Below are 17542 nucleotides of genomic sequence, written 5' to 3'. Positions count from 1 at the left end.
ACAGGCAGTGCAACGATGGGTGCATGGGAAAAACCGGTGATCAGCGCCAGAACGCAACCCACTCGATCAGGTCGAAGAATTTCCGCACGATAACAAGCGTGGCGTCACCGTTGTTGAAAAGCAAATCCGCGCCGAGTCCCGTCAGGATAAGGAGCACGAGAAAAACGGCGATCGGGTTGGTCATGACGTAAATACGCCCCTGCGGTTGGTGGTCAGTTCAGGTATGCCTGACCACCCGCAGGGGCGCAAGATTTTGCACAGAATTGAGAGTGTTTAGATGCGGCCCATTTTGGCAGCCACATCCGCCATGCGCGCCGAGAAGCCCCATTCGTTGTCGTACCAGGCCAGAACGCGAACCAGACGGTTCCCGAGCACCTTGGTTTGGTCTGCTGCGAAAGTGGAGCTTTCTGTAGTGTGGTTGAAGTCTACGGAAACCAGCGGCAGGTCGTTGTAACCCAGAACACCTTTCATCTCACCTGCAGCCGCTTCCGCCATGATGGCGTTCACGTCTTCGGCGGTGACATCCTTGGATGCTGTGAATGTCAGGTCCACCGCGGAAACGTTCGGGGTTGGAACGCGAATTGCGGAGCCGTCCAGCTTACCTTTCAGTTCGGGAAGCACTTCGCCCAAGGCTTTCGCAGCGCCTGTGGAGGTCGGGATCATCGACATGGCCGCAGCGCGGGCGCGATACAGGTCGTTGTGGCGGCGGTCCAACGTCGGCTGATCGCCGGTGTAAGCGTGGATCGTCGTCATGATGCCATTTTCGATCCCGATGGCGTTGTGCAGTACCTTTGCCAGCGGAGCGAGGCAGTTCGTTGTGCAGGATCCGTTGGAGATCATGTTGTCGTTAGCTTCAAGCGTATCGTCGTTCACACCGAACACGATGGTTTTTTGCACGTTCTTGGCCGGAGCAGAGATCAGAACTTTTTTTGCGCCGCGCTCAAGGTGCTTTTTTGCTTTCTCGCCGTCGTTGAAGTTGCCGGTGCATTCCAGGACGACGTCAACCCCGTCCCAGTCCAGCTCGTCCATGTCGTATGTGGAGTACATACGCATCGGGCCCTGACCAACGTCCATGGTACCGTTGCCTGCGATCACCTCGTTGCGGAAGCGGCCGTGAACGGAGTCATAGCGGATCAGGTGCGCGGCGGTTTCGAGGGGGCCGGTTGCGTTCACCTTGACGACACGCACGTCTTCGCGCGCCTCTTCAGCAATGTGCATGAGTGTGGAACGGCCAATGCGGCCAAAGCCGTTGATACCTACGGTGACGGTCATCCTGCTCTCCTGACGCTCGGGATCTTCGGTTGGATTGTGTTTCCTATAGGGAACAAGGGTGTCGCCTGAAAGGTAAGATTGTGTGAAAAAACGGGATGTTAGCGATAAACCTTACCGGTGCCGCCAACGGTAACGCTAACGATATGGCTGCTTTGGAAAAGGTTAGCGTTCACATTGGCCTATGTTGCGCATTTTCATCGCAAGCGATTCGAATTCGCGGTTTCTCCCAAGACAATTGTCGCGCGCTTTGGAAGTTTGGTATGTATCTTTTGAGTAGAGCGCGTGGTGAGGCTTGGGCAAAATTTCGAGTGCCAAAGAATGCCGCTCCACAAGACCGTGATTTCAATTGCCGTGCAATCGGCACGATGCGAGGGCCTTTTTGTGATTAAGTCAGTAAAAAAAATTATCTCCGGTGCGGCACTGAGCGTGGCTGTATTTGCCCAGCCAGTCCTATCGCAATCGGGCGACAGCGCCCGGTATTATGGAGGAGACGCGCGTCCGGTAAAGCACATTCATGACGCGCGGCAGTTGCGCCAAGGGGAGTCGGTTTATTGGCTGGACCATGCGAATATTGTGAATTCAAATGTCAGCTCGCCGCCAAACTACTTCTCTATCGGCGGGTATTGGGGTGTCAGTGACCGCTGGCAACTCGGCGCGGTACTTACATCCACCTATGGGCTTCGTTCTACGTTTTCGGGGCTTCTGGACACTGACGGTGTTGGCACGATCGGCGCCCATGCGAAGTATCAGCTTGCGCAATGGGGTGACTGGAACCTCGCGGTTATGGGGGCGATCGAATACATCAACTGGCAGCAAAGTGTTCCGGTCGGCGGCCGTTTGATGAGTGCGTCACCGGCTGGGTCGGTCCATCTTCCGGTGACTTATGCGCCTTCCGAAATGTTTGCCCTGAGCGGGTCGCTGTCTTACGCGCTACTGCCGCAGTACTCGCGCAAGGGCGGTGAAGTTGGCCAAATTTTTTCTATCGGCGGTGGTGTGAATATCAACCCTGCCGGGCCGTTTAGTTTCCACGGCTCCCTAGATTACCCGATTTCAGGGGAAAACCGTCTTGGGTCGGGTGGCAATCTCGATAAATTGGCGATCTGGTCTGTGGGTGCGCGAGCCGACCTTGGACAGGGTTGGGCACTCGATCTGACAGCATCCAATGGCTATGCGAGCACGCCGACTACTAAGTTGTTGTCCAACCAGCGCAAAGACGCCTTCTTGGTGACACTGGGCGTCTCCAAAAAGCTGGGCCGCTGAACGGCCGATCAAAAAGTGTGACAGTGCGGTGTTTTGCGTTGTCACAACTTGCATGACGTTTGGCACGATCTGCGAGTGGTTTTTTTGAGCATCCCGATTACCTTGTTCGTAACGCAACAGGACACAGGTTTTCGGGAGGCAGCAAATGCAACTGGTCGTGGACGGGAAACGGCACGAAGTGGATGTCGAAGATGACATGCCGCTTCTGTGGGTTTTGAGGGACGAACTCAACATCAAGGGTGTGAAGTACGGGTGCGGTGTCGCTGCGTGCGGCGCTTGCACGGTTCACATTGATGGCGTGGCGGTGCGGTCCTGCCAGACAGCGGTTTCTGACGTGGACGGAGAGGTTACAACGATCAACGGGTTGGGTACGCCTGATGCGATGCACGCCGTTCAGGAAGCCTGGGTTGAGCATCAAGTCGCGCAGTGTGGGTATTGCCAGTCTGGCCAGATCATGCAGGCGGCATCTTTGCTGACCGATACCCCTAATCCGACAGATGAAGACATCGACGACGCCATGAGAGGTAACCTTTGCCGCTGTGGGACCTATCCCCGTATTCGCGCTGCGGTGAAAACTGCCGCTGCCAAACTTCAGGAGGCATGATTATGGGCAAAGTTGGAAAAATCGCCCGTCGTACTTTCCTGATCGGTGCCGCTGCTGTCGCGGGGGGCGTTGCATTCGGTGTTTACAAGGTACGAACGCCTTATGAAAACCCACTGAAAGACGGCCTTGCCGATGGGGCCGCCACATTCAATCCTTGGGTCGTGATCGAATCTGACAAGATTACACTGGTCGGACCGCATGGCGATAAAGGCCAGGGCATCATGCATGCCCAAGCTGCGTTGATCGCAGAAGAGTTGGACGTTGAGTTCGGGCAGTTCGAAACGACTTTCGGCAAGCCAGACAAGGCGTACTGGAACCGTGCGATGGCAGAAGATGGCGTGCCGTTTATGTCTACGGACAAAAGCTTCTCCGCTGAAACCACGCGGTCCGTCATGGGCGGCATGATGAAGTTGATCGGATTGCAGGGCACCGGTGGATCAAGTTCGATACCGGATAGTTTTGTCAAATTGCGCGAGGCCGGAGCGGTAGCGCGCGAAACTCTTAAGCTGGCGGCGTCCAATGTCAGTGGCGTGCCTGTACGTGATCTCAGAACTGCCAATGGCATGGTCATTTTGCCTGACGGAACGGAGCTGGCCTACACCGCGCTGGCCGGCGAAGCGGCGAAACTCGAGCCTGTCACCGAGATCAAACTGCGCGAACCGAGCGAATGGCGTCTGATCGGCAAGCCGATGCAACGTCTTGATATTGTTGCAAAATCGACTGGCACAATGGACTATGGCATCGATGTAGAGGTCGAAGGCGCCGTTCACGCGGCGGTGGTTTGCAACCCGCGTCAAGGGGGCGCGCTAAACGGCTATGATGCTTCGGCGGCACAAGATATGCGTGGTGTTCAGAAAATATTGGACGTCACTGGTGGGGTCGCAGTGGTTGCCGACAATACATGGCGCGCGATCAAGGCTGCGGAAGCCATAGATTTTGACTGGGGCCCTGCGCCATATCCCTCTGAGCAGGACGACCATTGGGCAGAAGTTGCCGCGTCGTTTACTGAAGAGCGGTTGGACAAGGAATGGCGGGCTGATGGCGACGTGGATCAGGCTATGGCGGCGGGCAAATCTGTCGAAGCCGAATACCGTGTGCCGTATGTTGCCCATGCTCCGCTGGAGCCGTTGAACGCCACCGTACTCGTTGAGGACGACAAGGTGACGGTTTGGACAGGTCACCAGATCCCGCGGATGTTGCAACAGCAGGTGGGCAAGATCACAGGCCACAAGCCTGATCAGGTGGAGTTCATCAATCAATACATGGGGGGCAGTTTCGGACACCGACTGGAGTTTGAGCACGTCAAAGTTGCGGCCGAGGTCGCGAACCAGATGCGTGGGACGCCGGTCAAGATGACCTATTCCCGCGAAGAAGACTTCGCCCATGACTTCCCGAGACATATCGGAATGGCGAAAGGCTCCGGCGCGGTCAAAGACGGCAAAGTCGTTGCCATGGACCTTTCGGTTGCAATGCCTTCGGTGATCAATTCGCAGATGGGGCGCGCGGGAATTTCTGTACCAGGGCCGGATACGCAGATTTCCGCGGGCGCGTGGAACAATCCCTATGCGATGGAAAACTTCCGGATGCGGGCTTATCGAGTTCCGGAACTGGCTCCAACGTCGAGCTGGCGTTCTGTCGGGGCATCCGCGGGCGGCTTCTTCTTTGACAGTCTCCTGGACGAACTCATCCATGAAGCTGGCGCAGACCCGCTGGAGGAGCGCATCCGTCTGATGGAGCATGATGTCAGCCGGAAGGTGCTGGAAGCCGTGGGCGAAATGTCAAACTGGGGTAGCCCGATTGGTGCGAATAAAGGGCGCGGTATTGCTTTTGTTGAGAGCTTTGGCGTGCCGACCGCCGAGGTGATCGAGGTCACAAACACCGAAGATGGAATTCGCATCGATAAGGTCTGGGTGGCTGCAGACGTTGGGACTGTGATCGACCCAGTGAACTTTGAAAACCTTGTGCAGGGCGGGGTCGTCTTTGCCCTCGGTCATGCGATGAACAGTGAGATTACGTACTCCGATGGTATGGCCGAACAAGCCAACTATTGGGATGCTGAAGGCATGCGGATGCACCAGTGCCCTGAGATTTTTGTCAAAGGTCTGGAAAGCAGCGACAAGGTGCGCGGGATCGGCGAGCCGCCTGTTCCTCCGGCGGCGCCGGCGCTGGCGAATGCGATATTTGCTGCAACGGGGCAGCGAATTCGTGAGCTGCCGCTCTACAACCACATCGACTTCGTATAATCAAAAAAGCCCTCGCAATCGACCGGTTGCGGGGGCTTGTTTCAGTCGGCTTTGAAATTTGCTGGGCGCTTCTCAAAGAACGCCGCACGGCCTTCTTGGGCGTTCTCACTGTCAAGCAGCCCCGGCTGTACATCGCGTTCGTAATCGATCGCACGGTCCAAACGGCCTGAGTCAAATGCCTTTATCGCTCTCAAGGCGCCGGGCGCGAGCGTTTCGATGTGTTGGGCGAGTTTCAGCGCCTCGGCCACAGCTTCGCCATCCTCGCAGAGATTATCGACCATTCCATAATTATGACCGTCCTCGGCCCCGACAGGTTTTGCATAAAGCATGATCTGACGGGCGCGGGATTGCCCAACGCGGGCTGGTAAGGATCCGAGAAGGCCGTAATCCGGCATCAGGCCGATTTTCGGGAAAGCCGACATGAACCGTGCAGATTTTCCCGCAATAACGGTATCGCACAGCATCGCCAGCGCCATTCCAGCGCCTGCCGCCCAACCTTCGACAGCGCCGATTACTGGCACGGACGCCCCTGTAATCTGGTTAGCCAGGTGCTTGACGCGCTCAAAGTTGATGCGTTTCAGACGCTGAGGTGCGTCCATAGTGGAAATGTCGCCACCTGACGAAAAGTTTCCGCCGGCACCAGTGATAATGATTGCGCGCAAACTGGGGTCAGCTTCGGCTTCTTCGAGCGCGTTGCTGAGCGCTGAGCGGGTGGCGGCGCCAATCGGGTTGAGCCGCTTTGGATCGTTCAGCGTAAGAATAAGGGCGTTACCTTGCCTTTCCTGCAGGATCGCGTTTTCGGTCATTGAGTGTCCTCCTCGTTGGCAGGAGACTAAGTCGGGTGGCGCGCGAGGCAAAGAGGCGCCACGTGGCTGAACGCGACGTTACCTGACAAGAACATCAGCCGCAGAATGGTCACAGGTTGTGACACGCGTTCGGCGGTTGTCTTTCAAATACCCGAGCGGAAGGATAAAGTTTTGGCGGGATGGAAACACTGGACACACTAAATGACGGAAATCCGTAAAATTCTGCACGTGGAAGACGACCCGGACATTCGTGAGATAGCCTATTTGGCACTTGCGGAGCTTGGTGGTCTCGAGGTCTTGCAATGTGCAGACGGCGCGGACGCGCTGGCAAAAGTCGAGGACTTTGCGCCGGATCTGATTTTGCTGGACATGATGATGCCGGGCATGACCGGTGTTGAAACACTTCAAGCTATTCGTGCGCAAACGGCCGTTGATGCTCCGGCGGTGTTCATGACGTCAAAGAATGTCGCGACTGAACATCAGGACGACATCAAGACGCTGGCTGTGGGGGCGATTCAGAAGCCGTTTGATCCGGTGGCGCTTCCGGATCAGCTGCGGGCAATGGCGGCTAACGCGACCGGTTAATCAAGTCCAGCCACGCGTCGCAGCTCTTCGGTAAGCATATCGGTCGCGGACAGAATTTCATAAAAACGTTTCTCGTCAGGACGTTGTTTGCGCGCTTCGTCGACCAACACTTCGGCCTCTTCCGCGCGGCTGCCAAGGGCCGCCATGCCATAAGTCGCGGAAATGCCTGCCAGTTTATGGGTGGCAATGAAGAGGTTTTCATAGACCTTCTTGCTTGGCCCTTTTTCCATCAGCGTGGACACCATGTCCTCGATTTCCGCCTCTCTCTCGGGAAGCGTAGCAAGGAAATGCGCGCGAAGTTTTGCAAATTTGTCTTGATGTTCTTGAGGAAACACTGTCGTCGGTCTCTTGATTATTAGTCGTCGGATACATCCGGCGCGGGGGGGAAAACGATGTAGAAACGGGTGCCTTCGCCAGGCGTGCTTTCAAAGTCGATGTCGGCGTCGTGGTCGTCTACGATTTGGCGCACAATTGATAGCCCAAGTCCCGTACCGTCAAAGTCGCGTCGGTCGGAGTTGTCCACCTGCTGAAATTTTTCGAACACTTTTTCATGTGCGTCTTCGGGGATACCGATGCCATAGTCACGGACTTCGAGCATTGGGCGGTCGCCGTAGAGGCCGGCAGTGAGTTCAATGTACGACCCCGCATAAGAGAACTTCACGGCATTGGACAATAGATTGTCCAGAACCTGCATCATACGCTCGTGATCAGCCCGTATGGTGATCGGGTGCTTGGGGCGACTGACGCGGATAACGGTTTCAAACTGATCTGCATAGGGCGTGACGGATTGCGCGGCCTCCTCGATCAGTTCGCCCAAATCAATTGAAGCAAAGATGTAGGTCATCTTATGCGCTTCCATCTTTTGGATATCGAGAAGGTCGTTGATCAACTTCGACAGGCGTTGGCTGTTTTTGTGCGCGATGTCGAGCATACGGGCGGCGCTGTCCGGGTTCTTTGACAGATCGGTGTCGCGCAACAGCGTGAGCGAGCCATTGATGGATGTCAGTGGCGTACGCAATTCATGGCTCACCACGGATACAAACTGCGACTTCACCTCGTAGCTCTCTTGAGCGCGGTCTCGCTCGGCACGCAACTCGTCGAGTTGGTCCAGACCCTTTTGATAGAGTCTCAGGAAGATGACGGAACATTCCAATACGAAGTAGAGAACGAACAGCGAAGTCGCGAAGTGCAGCCACGCAGTTGATTGATACGATGTGTGTTCCGTCCAGATGTCGGCACCCGGGATATAGATAAACAACATGCCGTAGATGACGAGACGAACAGCCAGAACTTGAGGCAGCTGGTGGTTATTCACAGCTGCAAAAAGGCCAGCGGCAAACAAAAAGAAGAGCGATGCAAAGTGCTCGGTCGGGCCTTCGAGTTTGGCGATAAGATAGGTGAATGTTGCTACTGCAAACGTCGACAACGTGTTGGAAAAGAACAACCACTTCAGCAGCGCGATACTGTGACGGAAAGAATGGTCTTTGCGGTTGATAACGCGCAGCGAAATGAAGCTGTCGAACAGGTCGGTGACCTGGCAGAGGAAGTAGCAAAGGACTGCAATCGGGATGGAATAGTAGAAGCCACACAAAATGGCTGCGCCCGCGTAGATGCCTTGACGTTGCCAGAACAGTGCAAGGCCGCCGCTGGCAAAATCATGCATTTGCTTCTTGAGGCGACGGGCTTCTTCGACGGTAATCTTTTGGGACGGGAAGAGCGTGCGCAAACGGCGGCGCCATCGAAATGCGACCGTTTGAATCCAGTTCGGAGTCTTTATGATGCCTTGCAACATTGCGTTTTCCCACGATTTGGATCCCGACTGGGAATCCTGCCTAATGATTGGTTAACGGGGAAATGTGGCCGCAGAATGGACTGACTGGGCCAAGATTTGGCCGGTTGCCAATCAGTTGGGCAGACCAGCGGTTCGCATCTGAAACACCTGACCGCCGTGCGACAGTTCCGGCATTTTGGCCGATCGCTGCTGGAAACTGCGCATTTCGAAGGTCGTGTCGACATGGCGATTGCCGTGGGGCACATAGCCCGACTGCACAAAGGCACCATGAGCTTCGATGACATCTCCCAAAGCTACGGTTTTTTGAAAGCGCTTTATCAGATCCGGATTACAGATCGTGAAGCTGACGCGGTTCGGGTATTTGAAGCCAGGAGCCTTTTCCCGGGTCGCACATTCGGGAGAGAGATCCACCAGAAGCTTGGGTTCTGTGGCGTTCAACAGCAGCGTTCCGGCAACTTCGCCTTTGACGTGGAAGTTCATAAAGTAGGGCTGCATCGTCAATCTCTCTGCCTGCGTTACATCTCGCGGTCAGCTGCCGCTACGTTACATAGCTGCATTCACAAAACGGCGAATTCGTGTTCGTCTCTGGAAATAATTGCGAAAAATCAAAAAAGCCTTTCCGTTACAAAAAATTCTTTTTTAATCAAAGGCCTGCGAGGCGTCAGTAAAATATGGGCAATGACTTGAGTCCAATGCGCAATTTTCAACCGAAGCATGAGCAAATACCCGCACATGACTGAAAGTTAGTGATTTTTTTATTGGAAAGTTCGGAAAATTATGTCTCAATTGAGGCGAGAGGCCGAGCACTTGCACCGCTTCGGACGCAGAACGCGTTGGTTTAATTTGTGATCGCGGTCACCCTTTGAGGGCGAGACGTGACGCAGGCGTGTGCACCGTAGGGGATGGGGTTTGCAATGCTTGGATTGCTCGTTGTGCGGTGCGTAGTGTTTTGGTTTGTTAACGCGTTCCGGGTCCCCAAGTGTTCAAACGCGGTCCGGTGTTTGTGAGTTTCTCTTATATGCGACTAAGACCGGAGACGAGGCGCAATGCTTGCGACCACACTATCGTTTGAGAACATGCATCAGCATGGCGAACTGATGGTCAACCTTCTGAAGGCGCGAAAGCAGTCTTTCATCGTGCAGAATAACTGGGACCTGCCCGAAGCAGAGGGCATGGAATATGACCAATACGACACCCCGGCCAGTCGTTGGATTGCCGTGCATGAGGATGACAAGATTCTCGCCGGAATCCGTCTGACGCCCACCACGGCGAAGTGCGGCATGTACACGTATATGATCCGCGACGCGCAGAAAGGCATGTTGGAGTCAATTCCGTCAGATTTGTTGGATTTCGAAGCTCCTGTTGATCCTGATGTTTGGGAGTCAAGCCGCGTATTTGTCTCCCACCTCGTACCTGCGGAACAGCGGACCAGAGTTCAGGCGCAACTGATGATGCAGTTGATCGAAACGGCGCGAGCGCTTGAGGCGAAGCAGGTACTGGGACTGGTACCGGCAGTTTGGTCCCGCTGGATCGGGCGACTGGGACTCGTCGCTGTGCCGGCTGGTCCAGTCATGACCATTGACGGTGCTCGCGTTCAGGTCGCCAGCATGGATCTCAATTCTTTCCGCCACTAAAATCGCATGAGCTCGAAACAAAAAACCGGCCTTGGGGCCGGTTTTTGGTTTTATCCGTAGGCCGTTGCAGGACCTTCACTCGATTTATCTTCCCGAAGTGCGTCCTGCAGCAAAACCTCGTACGCTCTTCGCTCCATTTCCGTTTGAAAGCCAGTGCGCGGCGCCATGCGTACCGATTTGCGCAAGAGTGCCAGCACTTCCTTTTGGCTCTTTGCACGGGTTTCTGCGCTTGCAGACGCTTTTTGTAGGCTGAAGAGCGCCCCAGCGCGCGTCAAAGAGCGAAGGCTAAAGGCTTCGCCAACGCACACTTTGGTGGGTGTCTCGATTTCGCGCAGGGCTGGGCAGTACTCGAGCCGTGTGTTCAGGTCGAGTTCGTACTTCTGGTGAGAGAACCCATTATTGCGGGGCAACAGGCACAGGAATACGCCGTTTCCTCGATAGGCGGCCATCGCGCCGTTGTCTGCCAAGACGGAGACGATCTCGCTGGAGATCTCCGTCAGCATTTGGCGAAACGCGATCGGGTCGGACTTGTTGAAGATTTTTTCAACTCCGGCAATCTTCACGGCAAAAACGGAGCTGCGCAGCAACTTGGACCGTGACAGCTGCATGATGTAGTTTTCAAAAGCGACATAGCCAACGACCTGCGTGACGCCGATGACTTCAACCGGTTCGTTCAGGCTGTGGGATGTATTCTGGATGAGATCCCGCTTGAGCGCGGTCATTTCGGAGGCGCTGGCACTCACCCGCTGTTGTTCTCCGACAAGCTTGTCCGCGACGCTGATACGGCTGAACAATTCGAGGAAATCAAACGGCTTTGTGATGTAGTCCGTCGCGCCGGCCGCAAATGCTCCGTCGATGTAGCGCTTCTGCGACATCGCTGTGAGCATGATGATTGGTGTGCGAGCGTAACCTTTTGTTTTGCGGATTTTTTCCGCCAGCGTGATGCCGTCCATGACCGGCATCTGAATATCGAGCAGGAAGCAGTCAAACGGTGTTGACTGTCGCGCGATCGCGCGAATGGCTTCTGGGCCTGACGGCACCGTAACCAGCTCGTGGTTGGTTTTGGCTGTCACTGCTTCGGTGAGCAGTGCGCAGATGTTCTCGTCGTCGTCGACGGCCAAAATCTTCATTCTTAGCCCCTTCTTGGGTCCAAAATTTCCAAGTCTTACCCAAACCGTTTCATACGCAGGTGCTGACGCAAGTGAGTCAGCCTTCGTACAAAAAGTGCAGGGGGATTGCGTCGAGAAATGGGCGAAAGCTGGACCAATTGGTTTTTTTGAACATTTGTCAAAAAACCTTCGGAAAGTGACGCGAAATGGCGTCAAATTGCGACGATAAGGCTTAGATGAGGGCGAAAGTGTGTGGCATTTTTGCAAATATTTCCTGCTGACCCGATGGTTGTCGAACTATTGGCAGCCTGGTCGATCGCCTCAATTTCGGCAGGAGGCTGATAGGATCAACAGCTTAATTTGCTGACTTACGCAGCACATAGATGTCCATGATCCAACCAGATTCGGCCCGCGCCATAGCTCTTGTGCTGACAATGTCCTCGCCGACCTCGGACAAAAGCCCCTCTATTAAGACCTGTTGCGGCATGCCCACATAAGCGCCCCACCAGATTGAAACACCCGAAGGGTCTAGGTGTTGAAAGGAACATTCTCCATCCAGCATCACAGCAACAGTATCTACGCCCTCGGGCCAACCGTCTTCTCGGAGTTTCCGGCCGGTTGTTATGAGAACCGGTGCGCCGAGTGTATTGAGTGGGATGGTATGTGCCGCGGTTAGCATCTGCAGCGAAGTAATGCCTGGTACTACGTTTACGTTCAGAGCCATCCCGCGGGCGATCAATCGGTCAGCTATCCGCAGCGTGCTGTCATAAAGCGACGGGTCGCCCCACACCATCAGAGCCACACTACCCTCCTTGGAGACATGGCTGGAGATGAGCTTTTGCCAAATGGCTGCCAGTGCGTCGTGCCAGGTGTTTACACCATCGAGATATTTCGGTGTGTTGGCGTCCCGCACCGGATAGTCAAATTCTACGATCTTTGGCGAGCCATTCAGGATGTTCTCGGCAATCATGAGCCGCAGGTCCGCAAGATCGCTTTTTTCCGCACCTTTGCGCGGCAGAAGGATCACTTCGGCGCTTTCCAAAATGCGAATGGCTTCGCGGGTCAAGTGATCCGGATTTCCAGATCCGATGCCGACGAGTGACAGAGTAATCATGGGCTCTCTGCCAATTCGCCGAACAAAATAATTCCCGGAGCCGAGGAAATGTCGTCCGCCAGCTGGCTGGCCAAGTTTTCCATCGTTGTGCGTTTCAGGGTTTGATTTGGGTGGCTCACATTTTCCGCGAGTAGTGCAGGACAATCGCGGCGCAATCCAGCTGCAAAAAGTTTTTCGGCGAGTTCAGGGAACGTGCGTTTTGGCATAAAAAGAACGGTGGTTGCGCCGGGGTCCGTTAACGATTGAAGGTGAAGGTCGCCCGGGAGTGCTCCGGCAACATCGTGACCTGTTACGAATTGCACACGTCGCGCCACCAAACGCCGGGTGAGGGGGATACGGGCGGCAGCGGCCGCAGCGCTGGCCGATGTTACGCCTGGTATGATTTCAAAATCGATGCCGGCTTCCTGCAGAGCGGTTATTTCTTCTTCAAGGCGTCCGAAAATGCCACTGTCGCCAGATTTGAGGCGTACAACATGGGCGCCCTCTTTGGCGTAGTCCACTAACAGCTGACTAACGTGATGTTGCTTGGGTGACGGCCGCCCCGCGCGTTTTCCGACGCCGACGAGATCCGCATTTTTGTTAGCGTGCTCAAGGATTGCACCCGCAGAAAGGTCGTCAAAGAGGACAGCCTCGGCTTTTTGCAATCGGTCAACGGCCTTTAGCGTCAGGAGCTCAGGGTCGCCGGGGCCGGAGCCCACGAAGCTGACAAAGCCGGTCATTTGTCTTGTCCTTTTGAAGCTTCAGCAATGAGGTGAAAGAACGTGCCCGTCACATTGCCCTTAATCGATCCGGTTTCAGGCACCGCATTTCCGTCTGCGTCCCCTACCTGCGCCAAAGGCGCGTCTGGTTCTTCCAGAATGGTCGTGTAGTGAAATTCGTGGCCGCGCAAACGTGAGCCCGCCTCGAAGCCCAACATGGGTGCCAATAGGGTGGCCTGCCGGTAGCCCAAGTGGAATTTTCGTTTTTCATAAGACGTCACAAGGCCAAGAAGTCCGGCCATTTCGTGCGCATGGCCGTCCTTGTCGATCAACGTTTTGCCGAGCGCCATGTACCCGCCACACTCGCCATGAACAGGTTTGCTAGCAGCATGCTGGCGCAACCCAGAGAGATAGTTTGTATTCCCTGCAAGCGTTCCCGCGTGCAGTTCAGGATATCCACCGGGAAGCCAGACCAGATCTGCATCCGGAGCAGGGGGCTCGTCCGCGAGAGGCGAAAAAGGTAGCACTTCGGCCCCAGCATTGCGCCACCCTGTCAATAGGTGAGGATAGGTGAAACTGAAGGCAGCGTCGCGTGCGAGCGCAATTCTTTGCGCTGGCGGTTTCGGCAAAGATCCGGTTTTGGGCGCACCTGCCTTGGCTGCAGATTTGATCGCCTGCAGGTCAACATGCTTCCGCAAAAAATCCGCGTAGCCTTTGATTGCTTCTTCCAAGTCGGGGTGTTCCACGGCCTGTATGAGGCCGAGGTGGCGTTCGGGTAGCGTCAGGTCGCCTCGTCTCGGAAGTACGCCAAGGACATTGATGCCGGCCTGATCCATCCCCAAGCGCGCCAGGCGTTCGTGACGCGGTGAGGCGCACCGGTTGAGAATGACACCCGCAAATGGAAGATCAGGATTGTAAGATTTAAAGCCGAGCGCTGTTGCGGCTGCAGATTGAGCCTGACCACCTACGTCGATTACCAGAACAACTGGCCAGCCCATCATCAATGCAGTCTCCGCAGAGCTGCCAAATCCGTTCTCTCCTCTTGTTGCCACGCCGTCAAACAGGCCCATAGACCCCTCTGCCACAACGATTTCCGCACCCTCGGACTGTACCGCAATACCGCCGGCGAGGTCCGGTGGCATCGCCCATGTGTCAAGATTATAAGCGGCTCGCCGCGCGGCCGCGTGATGGAACGCGGGATCGATGTAGTCAGGGCCGGACTTGAAGGGCTGAACCTTGAGGCCGTCTTCGGACAGAGCTCTGAGCAGGCCGAGCATCACGGTGGTTTTGCCGGTACCGGAAGACGGTGCAGAAATGAGTATGCCGGGAGGAGGGGTCACTTAATCATCTCCGTGTTGCCAGCTTGACCAAGGGCTTTCGGCGCTTTGCGGTCGGTATCGGCGATCGTATTCGGTTGCGTAGAGGCAGCTGTCATCGAACCCTTCGCCCGCGAGAGCTGGACCAACAAGTATTAGAGCTGTGCGTGTGATGTTTTCGGTAACATCGGCCTTGAGAGAGCCGAGTGATGTTCGAATGATCTGTTGGTCAGGCCAACTCGCTCGGTAAACCACTGCCACAGGGCAGTCTTTGCCGTAGGCCGGTGTCAGATCGCCGATAACCTGATCAAGGTTTCCAATCGAAAGATGGATTGCGAGTGTTGCGCCCGTCGCCGCAAAATTGGCAAGAGTCTCGCCTTGCGGCATGGTCGAAGCGCGGCCAGGGGTGCGGGTCAGAACCACCGATTGCGCAAGTCCGGGTAATGTCAGTTCGGTTTGTAGGGCCGCAGCGGCGGCTGCAAAGCTGGGAACGCCGGGCGTAACGGACACGGGAATTCCTTCCACCCTAAGGCGTCGAAGTTGCTCTCCCATTGCCGACCAAACAGACAGGTCCCCCGAATGAAGGCGGGCAACGTCTTGCCCGGCTTCGTGAGCCGTCTTGCACTCGGCGACAATCGCATCAAGATCCAGTGGAGCGGTGTTGATAATGCGAGCGTTTTCTGGGCAGTGGGACAGGATTTCGTCGGGCACTAGAGAGCCGGCATAGAGACAAACCGGGCAAGCTGCGATCAGGTCACGACCACGCAAGGTCAGCAGGTCGGCAGCACCTGGGCCGGCACCGATAAAGTGGACGGTCATTTGAGAGCTCCGTATGCAATGGCGCACGTGGCAAGGCGATCGCCAGATACAACACGCTCTTTCTTCAACTCGGCACCTGTACCTGCCGCGATCAACGCGCATGCCTCTGCCACAGAGCCTGTGCCGCGCTTCTCTATTACTTTCGCCGATTGCGTTGTTGTTTTAACGGAAGCCATAATTTCTGCCGGAATTTCGATAACAGGAACAGAGAGTTCGGCCGCCAACTTTTGAATCGCTGTCGATTGGGCTTTGTCGCTAGCAGTTGCCAACGCCGCGACATCAACTTCGCCGGTGATAGCAAGCGCATCTCGCAAACTTTCCGTGGTGGCGGCGGCACGAAATCCGAACCCTGCAACGATCATTTTGTGACACTCCATTGGACAATGGGATAACTGGATTTCCAGCCGCGTTTGCGGCCTAAGGGGTTGGCATGAGCTAACTCGACGCGCAAGAGGTCACCGCCCTTTTGTTCATGCCACGTGGCAAGTAGCACTTCTGCCTCGAGTGTCACGGCATTGGCAACGACGCGTGTGCCCTCGGGCAAGTTCTCCCACAAGTAGGTCAGCATTTCGTCTGAAATACCCCCACCCACAAAGACGGCGTCGGGTAACGGGAGATCGGATAAGGCGTCGGGAGCTGCCCCAACAACGACGTTCAGACGAGCTGCGCCAAGATTTGCCGCATTTTGTGCAATGCGCGCTGCGCGTGTTTTGTCGTTTTCGATGATTGTGGCTTGGCAGGATGGATGCGCCAGCAGCCATTCGATCGCAATCGAACCGGAGCCGCCACCGATGTCCCAGAGGTGCTCGCCGGTTTGTGGCGCCAACGCTGACAAACTCAGCGCGCGCACCGGGCGTTTTGTAATCTGCCCGTCGTTCTCAAAGAGATGGTCGGGGCGTCCGTTTGCCAGCGGTATTGTCGATCCGCCAAAGAATTCCAGCGCGACCGAAACCGGATGCTGGATGTCCACAGGTTGGGACTCATCGGCGCGGGTTTGCCGGATGCGTTCGCGCGGGCCACCTAGCGCTTCGAGAATGTGCAGTGTGCTTCGGCCAAAGCCCACCGAGGAAAGCCAATTGGCGAGATTGGAAACGGCACCACCGTCGCGAACGGTGATGATAGCGCGCTGGCCTTCGCTCAAATGGGGGCGCAGATCGGAAAATGGTGCCGCGTGCAACCCCATGGTCAAGGTGCTTTCTAGTGGCCATCCCAAGGCTGCCGCCGCAAGAGACATCGTCGAAGGAGCCGGCAGCGTCCGCCATTCGGATGGGGACAAATGCTGCGCAATAATTGCACCCGCGCCGTGCCAAAATGGATCGCCAGAGGCAAGGACTACGGCCTTGCGCCCTCTGAGGTCCAGCAGCAGAGGAATTCCGTTAGCGAACGGGACAGGCCATTCTATGGTCTCGGCAGAAAGGTCAGACAGCAAAGTGAGATGACGGGACGCACCCATAACCACCTCCGCGTCGGCGAGCGCTTTGCGACTTGCAGGCGCGAGGCCATCCGGTCCATCTTCGTTTAAACCGACGATAGTCAGCCACGGATCAGCAGACATGACAACCAAACTCCTTATCCTTGGCGGAACCACCGAGGCGAGCCAGTTGGCCTCGTTTGTGGCCCAGAGTGGAGTGGACGCCGTGTTTTCCTATGCTGGCCGCGTTGCAACTCCCAAGGCCCAGCCTTTGCCAACGCGGATTGGCGGGTTCGGAGGGATCGATGGCCTTGTTGGATACCTGCGCGCCCACAATATCACGCATGTTGTCGATGCCACGCATCCCTTTGCTACTCAAATGAGTTGGAACGCGTTTCATGCATGTCAAAGTGCGGGAGTGCAGTTGATCGCTTTGTCGCGCCCAGCGTGGAAAGCCAGGAAAAAAGATCTTTGGACGCACGTCCCGGACATTGGCGGCGCGGTCGATGCTTTGCAGGGAGAGGCCAGACGGGTTTTGCTCGCGCTTGGCAAACAAAACGTACCTGCCTTTGCCGATCAGGCCCAACATCACTACATTCTGCGGCTTGTCGACGAGCCAGAGGCGCCTCCGCCGCTGCCACATCATACTATCGTTGTAAGCCGAGGGCCGTTTACCTTGGCCGGTGACCTCGCAATGATGAAAGAACTTTGCGTGGACGTTGTTGTTTGCAAAAACAGCGGTGGAATCGGCGCCGAGGCCAAGCTTGTTGCGGCCAGAAAGCTGGGACTGCCCGTGATCATGATCGATAGGGCTGAATTGCCACCTCGCCGCGAGGTTTCGACGGTTGAAGCGGTTCTGGATTGGGTCACGAACTAAAC

General features: G+C 55.8%; 19 protein-coding genes. 6 read left to right on the top strand and 13 right to left on the bottom strand.

Translation table 11 applies throughout. The features are described 5' to 3' along the window. Positions 1–40: 40 nt before the first annotated feature. Positions 41–184, bottom strand: coding sequence for a hypothetical protein (locus BXY66_RS20480; protein WP_165929154.1), 144 nt, complete (start codon positions 182–184; stop codon positions 41–43). An 89-nt stretch (positions 185–273) separates the two neighbouring features. Beyond that, positions 274–1272 carry a type I glyceraldehyde-3-phosphate dehydrogenase gene (gap, locus tag BXY66_RS11155; RefSeq protein WP_132860176.1) on the bottom strand — a complete coding sequence of 333 codons (999 nt, stop codon included), beginning with the start codon at positions 1270–1272 and terminating at the stop codon, positions 274–276. Between the two features lie 318 nt (positions 1273–1590). Here gap and BXY66_RS11150 point away from each other — a divergent pair, with 318 nt between their 5' ends. From BXY66_RS11150 to BXY66_RS11140, 3 genes are all read left to right on the top strand, one after another. Next, positions 1591–2532, top strand: coding sequence for a hypothetical protein (locus tag BXY66_RS11150; RefSeq protein ID WP_165929153.1), 942 nt, complete (start codon positions 1591–1593; stop codon positions 2530–2532). A 145-nt stretch (positions 2533–2677) separates the two neighbouring features. Then, on the top strand, positions 2678–3136 hold the full coding sequence (locus tag BXY66_RS11145) for a (2Fe-2S)-binding protein (RefSeq protein WP_132860174.1): 459 nt from the start codon (positions 2678–2680) through the stop codon (positions 3134–3136). Between the two features lie 2 nt (positions 3137–3138). Then, positions 3139–5379 carry a xanthine dehydrogenase family protein molybdopterin-binding subunit gene (locus BXY66_RS11140; RefSeq protein WP_132860173.1) on the top strand — a complete coding sequence of 747 codons (2241 nt, stop codon included), beginning with the start codon at positions 3139–3141 and terminating at the stop codon, positions 5377–5379. A gap of 41 nt (positions 5380–5420) precedes the next feature. Here BXY66_RS11140 and BXY66_RS11135 read toward each other — a convergent pair whose 3' ends face one another. Next, positions 5421–6185 (bottom strand): enoyl-CoA hydratase/isomerase family protein, encoded by a 765-nt coding sequence (locus BXY66_RS11135; protein ID WP_132860172.1) that lies wholly within the window; start codon positions 6183–6185, stop codon positions 5421–5423. 201 nt (positions 6186–6386) lie between these two features. Here BXY66_RS11135 and BXY66_RS11130 point away from each other — a divergent pair, with 201 nt between their 5' ends. Beyond that, positions 6387–6770, top strand: coding sequence for a response regulator (locus BXY66_RS11130; RefSeq protein ID WP_132860171.1), 384 nt, complete (start codon positions 6387–6389; stop codon positions 6768–6770). Here the strand turns inward: BXY66_RS11130 and BXY66_RS11125 are convergent. The 3 genes from BXY66_RS11125 to BXY66_RS11115 form a co-directional block, all read right to left on the bottom strand. Then, positions 6767–7105, bottom strand: a complete 339-nt coding sequence (locus BXY66_RS11125; protein WP_165929152.1) for an Hpt domain-containing protein — start codon at positions 7103–7105, stop codon at positions 6767–6769. The genes BXY66_RS11130 and BXY66_RS11125 overlap by 4 nt on opposite strands. Before the next feature lie 20 nt (positions 7106–7125). Beyond that, positions 7126–8562: a sensor histidine kinase gene (locus BXY66_RS11120; protein ID WP_132860169.1), complete on the bottom strand. Its 1437-nt coding sequence runs from the start codon at positions 8560–8562 to the stop codon at positions 7126–7128. A gap of 111 nt (positions 8563–8673) precedes the next feature. Continuing rightward, positions 8674–9057, bottom strand: coding sequence for a hypothetical protein (locus BXY66_RS11115; protein WP_132860168.1), 384 nt, complete (start codon positions 9055–9057; stop codon positions 8674–8676). Positions 9058–9608: 551 nt separating this feature from the next. Here BXY66_RS11115 and BXY66_RS11110 point away from each other — a divergent pair. Beyond that, a complete protein-coding gene (locus BXY66_RS11110) occupies positions 9609–10196 on the top strand; it encodes an acyl-homoserine-lactone synthase (RefSeq protein ID WP_132860167.1) in 588 nt (195 codons plus the stop codon). A gap of 50 nt (positions 10197–10246) precedes the next feature. Here BXY66_RS11110 and BXY66_RS11105 read toward each other — a convergent pair whose 3' ends face one another. The 7 genes from BXY66_RS11105 to cbiE all read right to left on the bottom strand — a co-directional run bounded on the left by BXY66_RS11105 (position 10247) and on the right by cbiE (position 16807). Then, positions 10247–11326: a response regulator gene (locus BXY66_RS11105; protein WP_132860166.1), complete on the bottom strand. Its 1080-nt coding sequence runs from the start codon at positions 11324–11326 to the stop codon at positions 10247–10249. A 334-nt stretch (positions 11327–11660) separates the two neighbouring features. Further along, positions 11661–12419, bottom strand: a complete 759-nt coding sequence (gene cobF / locus BXY66_RS11100; RefSeq protein WP_132860165.1) for a precorrin-6A synthase (deacetylating) — start codon at positions 12417–12419, stop codon at positions 11661–11663. Continuing rightward, positions 12416–13138, bottom strand: a complete 723-nt coding sequence (gene cobA, locus BXY66_RS11095) for a uroporphyrinogen-III C-methyltransferase (RefSeq protein WP_132860164.1) — start codon at positions 13136–13138, stop codon at positions 12416–12418. The genes cobF and cobA overlap by 4 nt, the downstream gene beginning before the upstream one ends. Continuing rightward, positions 13135–14457 carry a cobyrinic acid a,c-diamide synthase CobB gene (locus BXY66_RS11090; RefSeq protein ID WP_132860163.1) on the bottom strand — a complete coding sequence of 441 codons (1323 nt, stop codon included), beginning with the start codon at positions 14455–14457 and terminating at the stop codon, positions 13135–13137. The genes cobA and BXY66_RS11090 overlap by 4 nt, the downstream gene beginning before the upstream one ends. Continuing rightward, positions 14458–15252 (bottom strand): precorrin-4 C(11)-methyltransferase, encoded by a 795-nt coding sequence (cobM, locus tag BXY66_RS11085; protein WP_132860162.1) that lies wholly within the window; start codon positions 15250–15252, stop codon positions 14458–14460. It lies immediately after the preceding gene. Next, complete coding sequence (locus tag BXY66_RS11080) at positions 15249–15614, bottom strand: cobalamin biosynthesis protein (protein ID WP_132860161.1); 366 nt, start codon at positions 15612–15614, stop codon at positions 15249–15251. The genes cobM and BXY66_RS11080 overlap by 4 nt, the downstream gene beginning before the upstream one ends. After that, entirely contained in the window at positions 15611–16807 is a 1197-nt protein-coding gene (gene cbiE / locus BXY66_RS11075) for a precorrin-6y C5,15-methyltransferase (decarboxylating) subunit CbiE (RefSeq protein WP_207911305.1), read from the bottom strand. Before cbiE ends, BXY66_RS11080 begins: the two co-directional genes overlap by 4 nt. Here cbiE and BXY66_RS11070 point away from each other — a divergent pair. Beyond that, on the top strand, positions 16806–17540 hold the full coding sequence (locus BXY66_RS11070; protein ID WP_132860159.1) for a cobalt-precorrin-6A reductase: 735 nt from the start codon (positions 16806–16808) through the stop codon (positions 17538–17540). The genes cbiE and BXY66_RS11070 overlap by 2 nt on opposite strands. Positions 17541–17542 lie beyond the last annotated feature (2 nt).

The sequence above is a fragment of the Shimia isoporae genome (genome assembly GCF_004346865.1).
GTDB lineage: Bacteria > Pseudomonadota > Alphaproteobacteria > Rhodobacterales > Rhodobacteraceae > Shimia > Shimia isoporae.
Note: the sequence above shows the minus strand (reverse complement) of the source record. Positions and strands in the feature narration are given on the sequence as shown.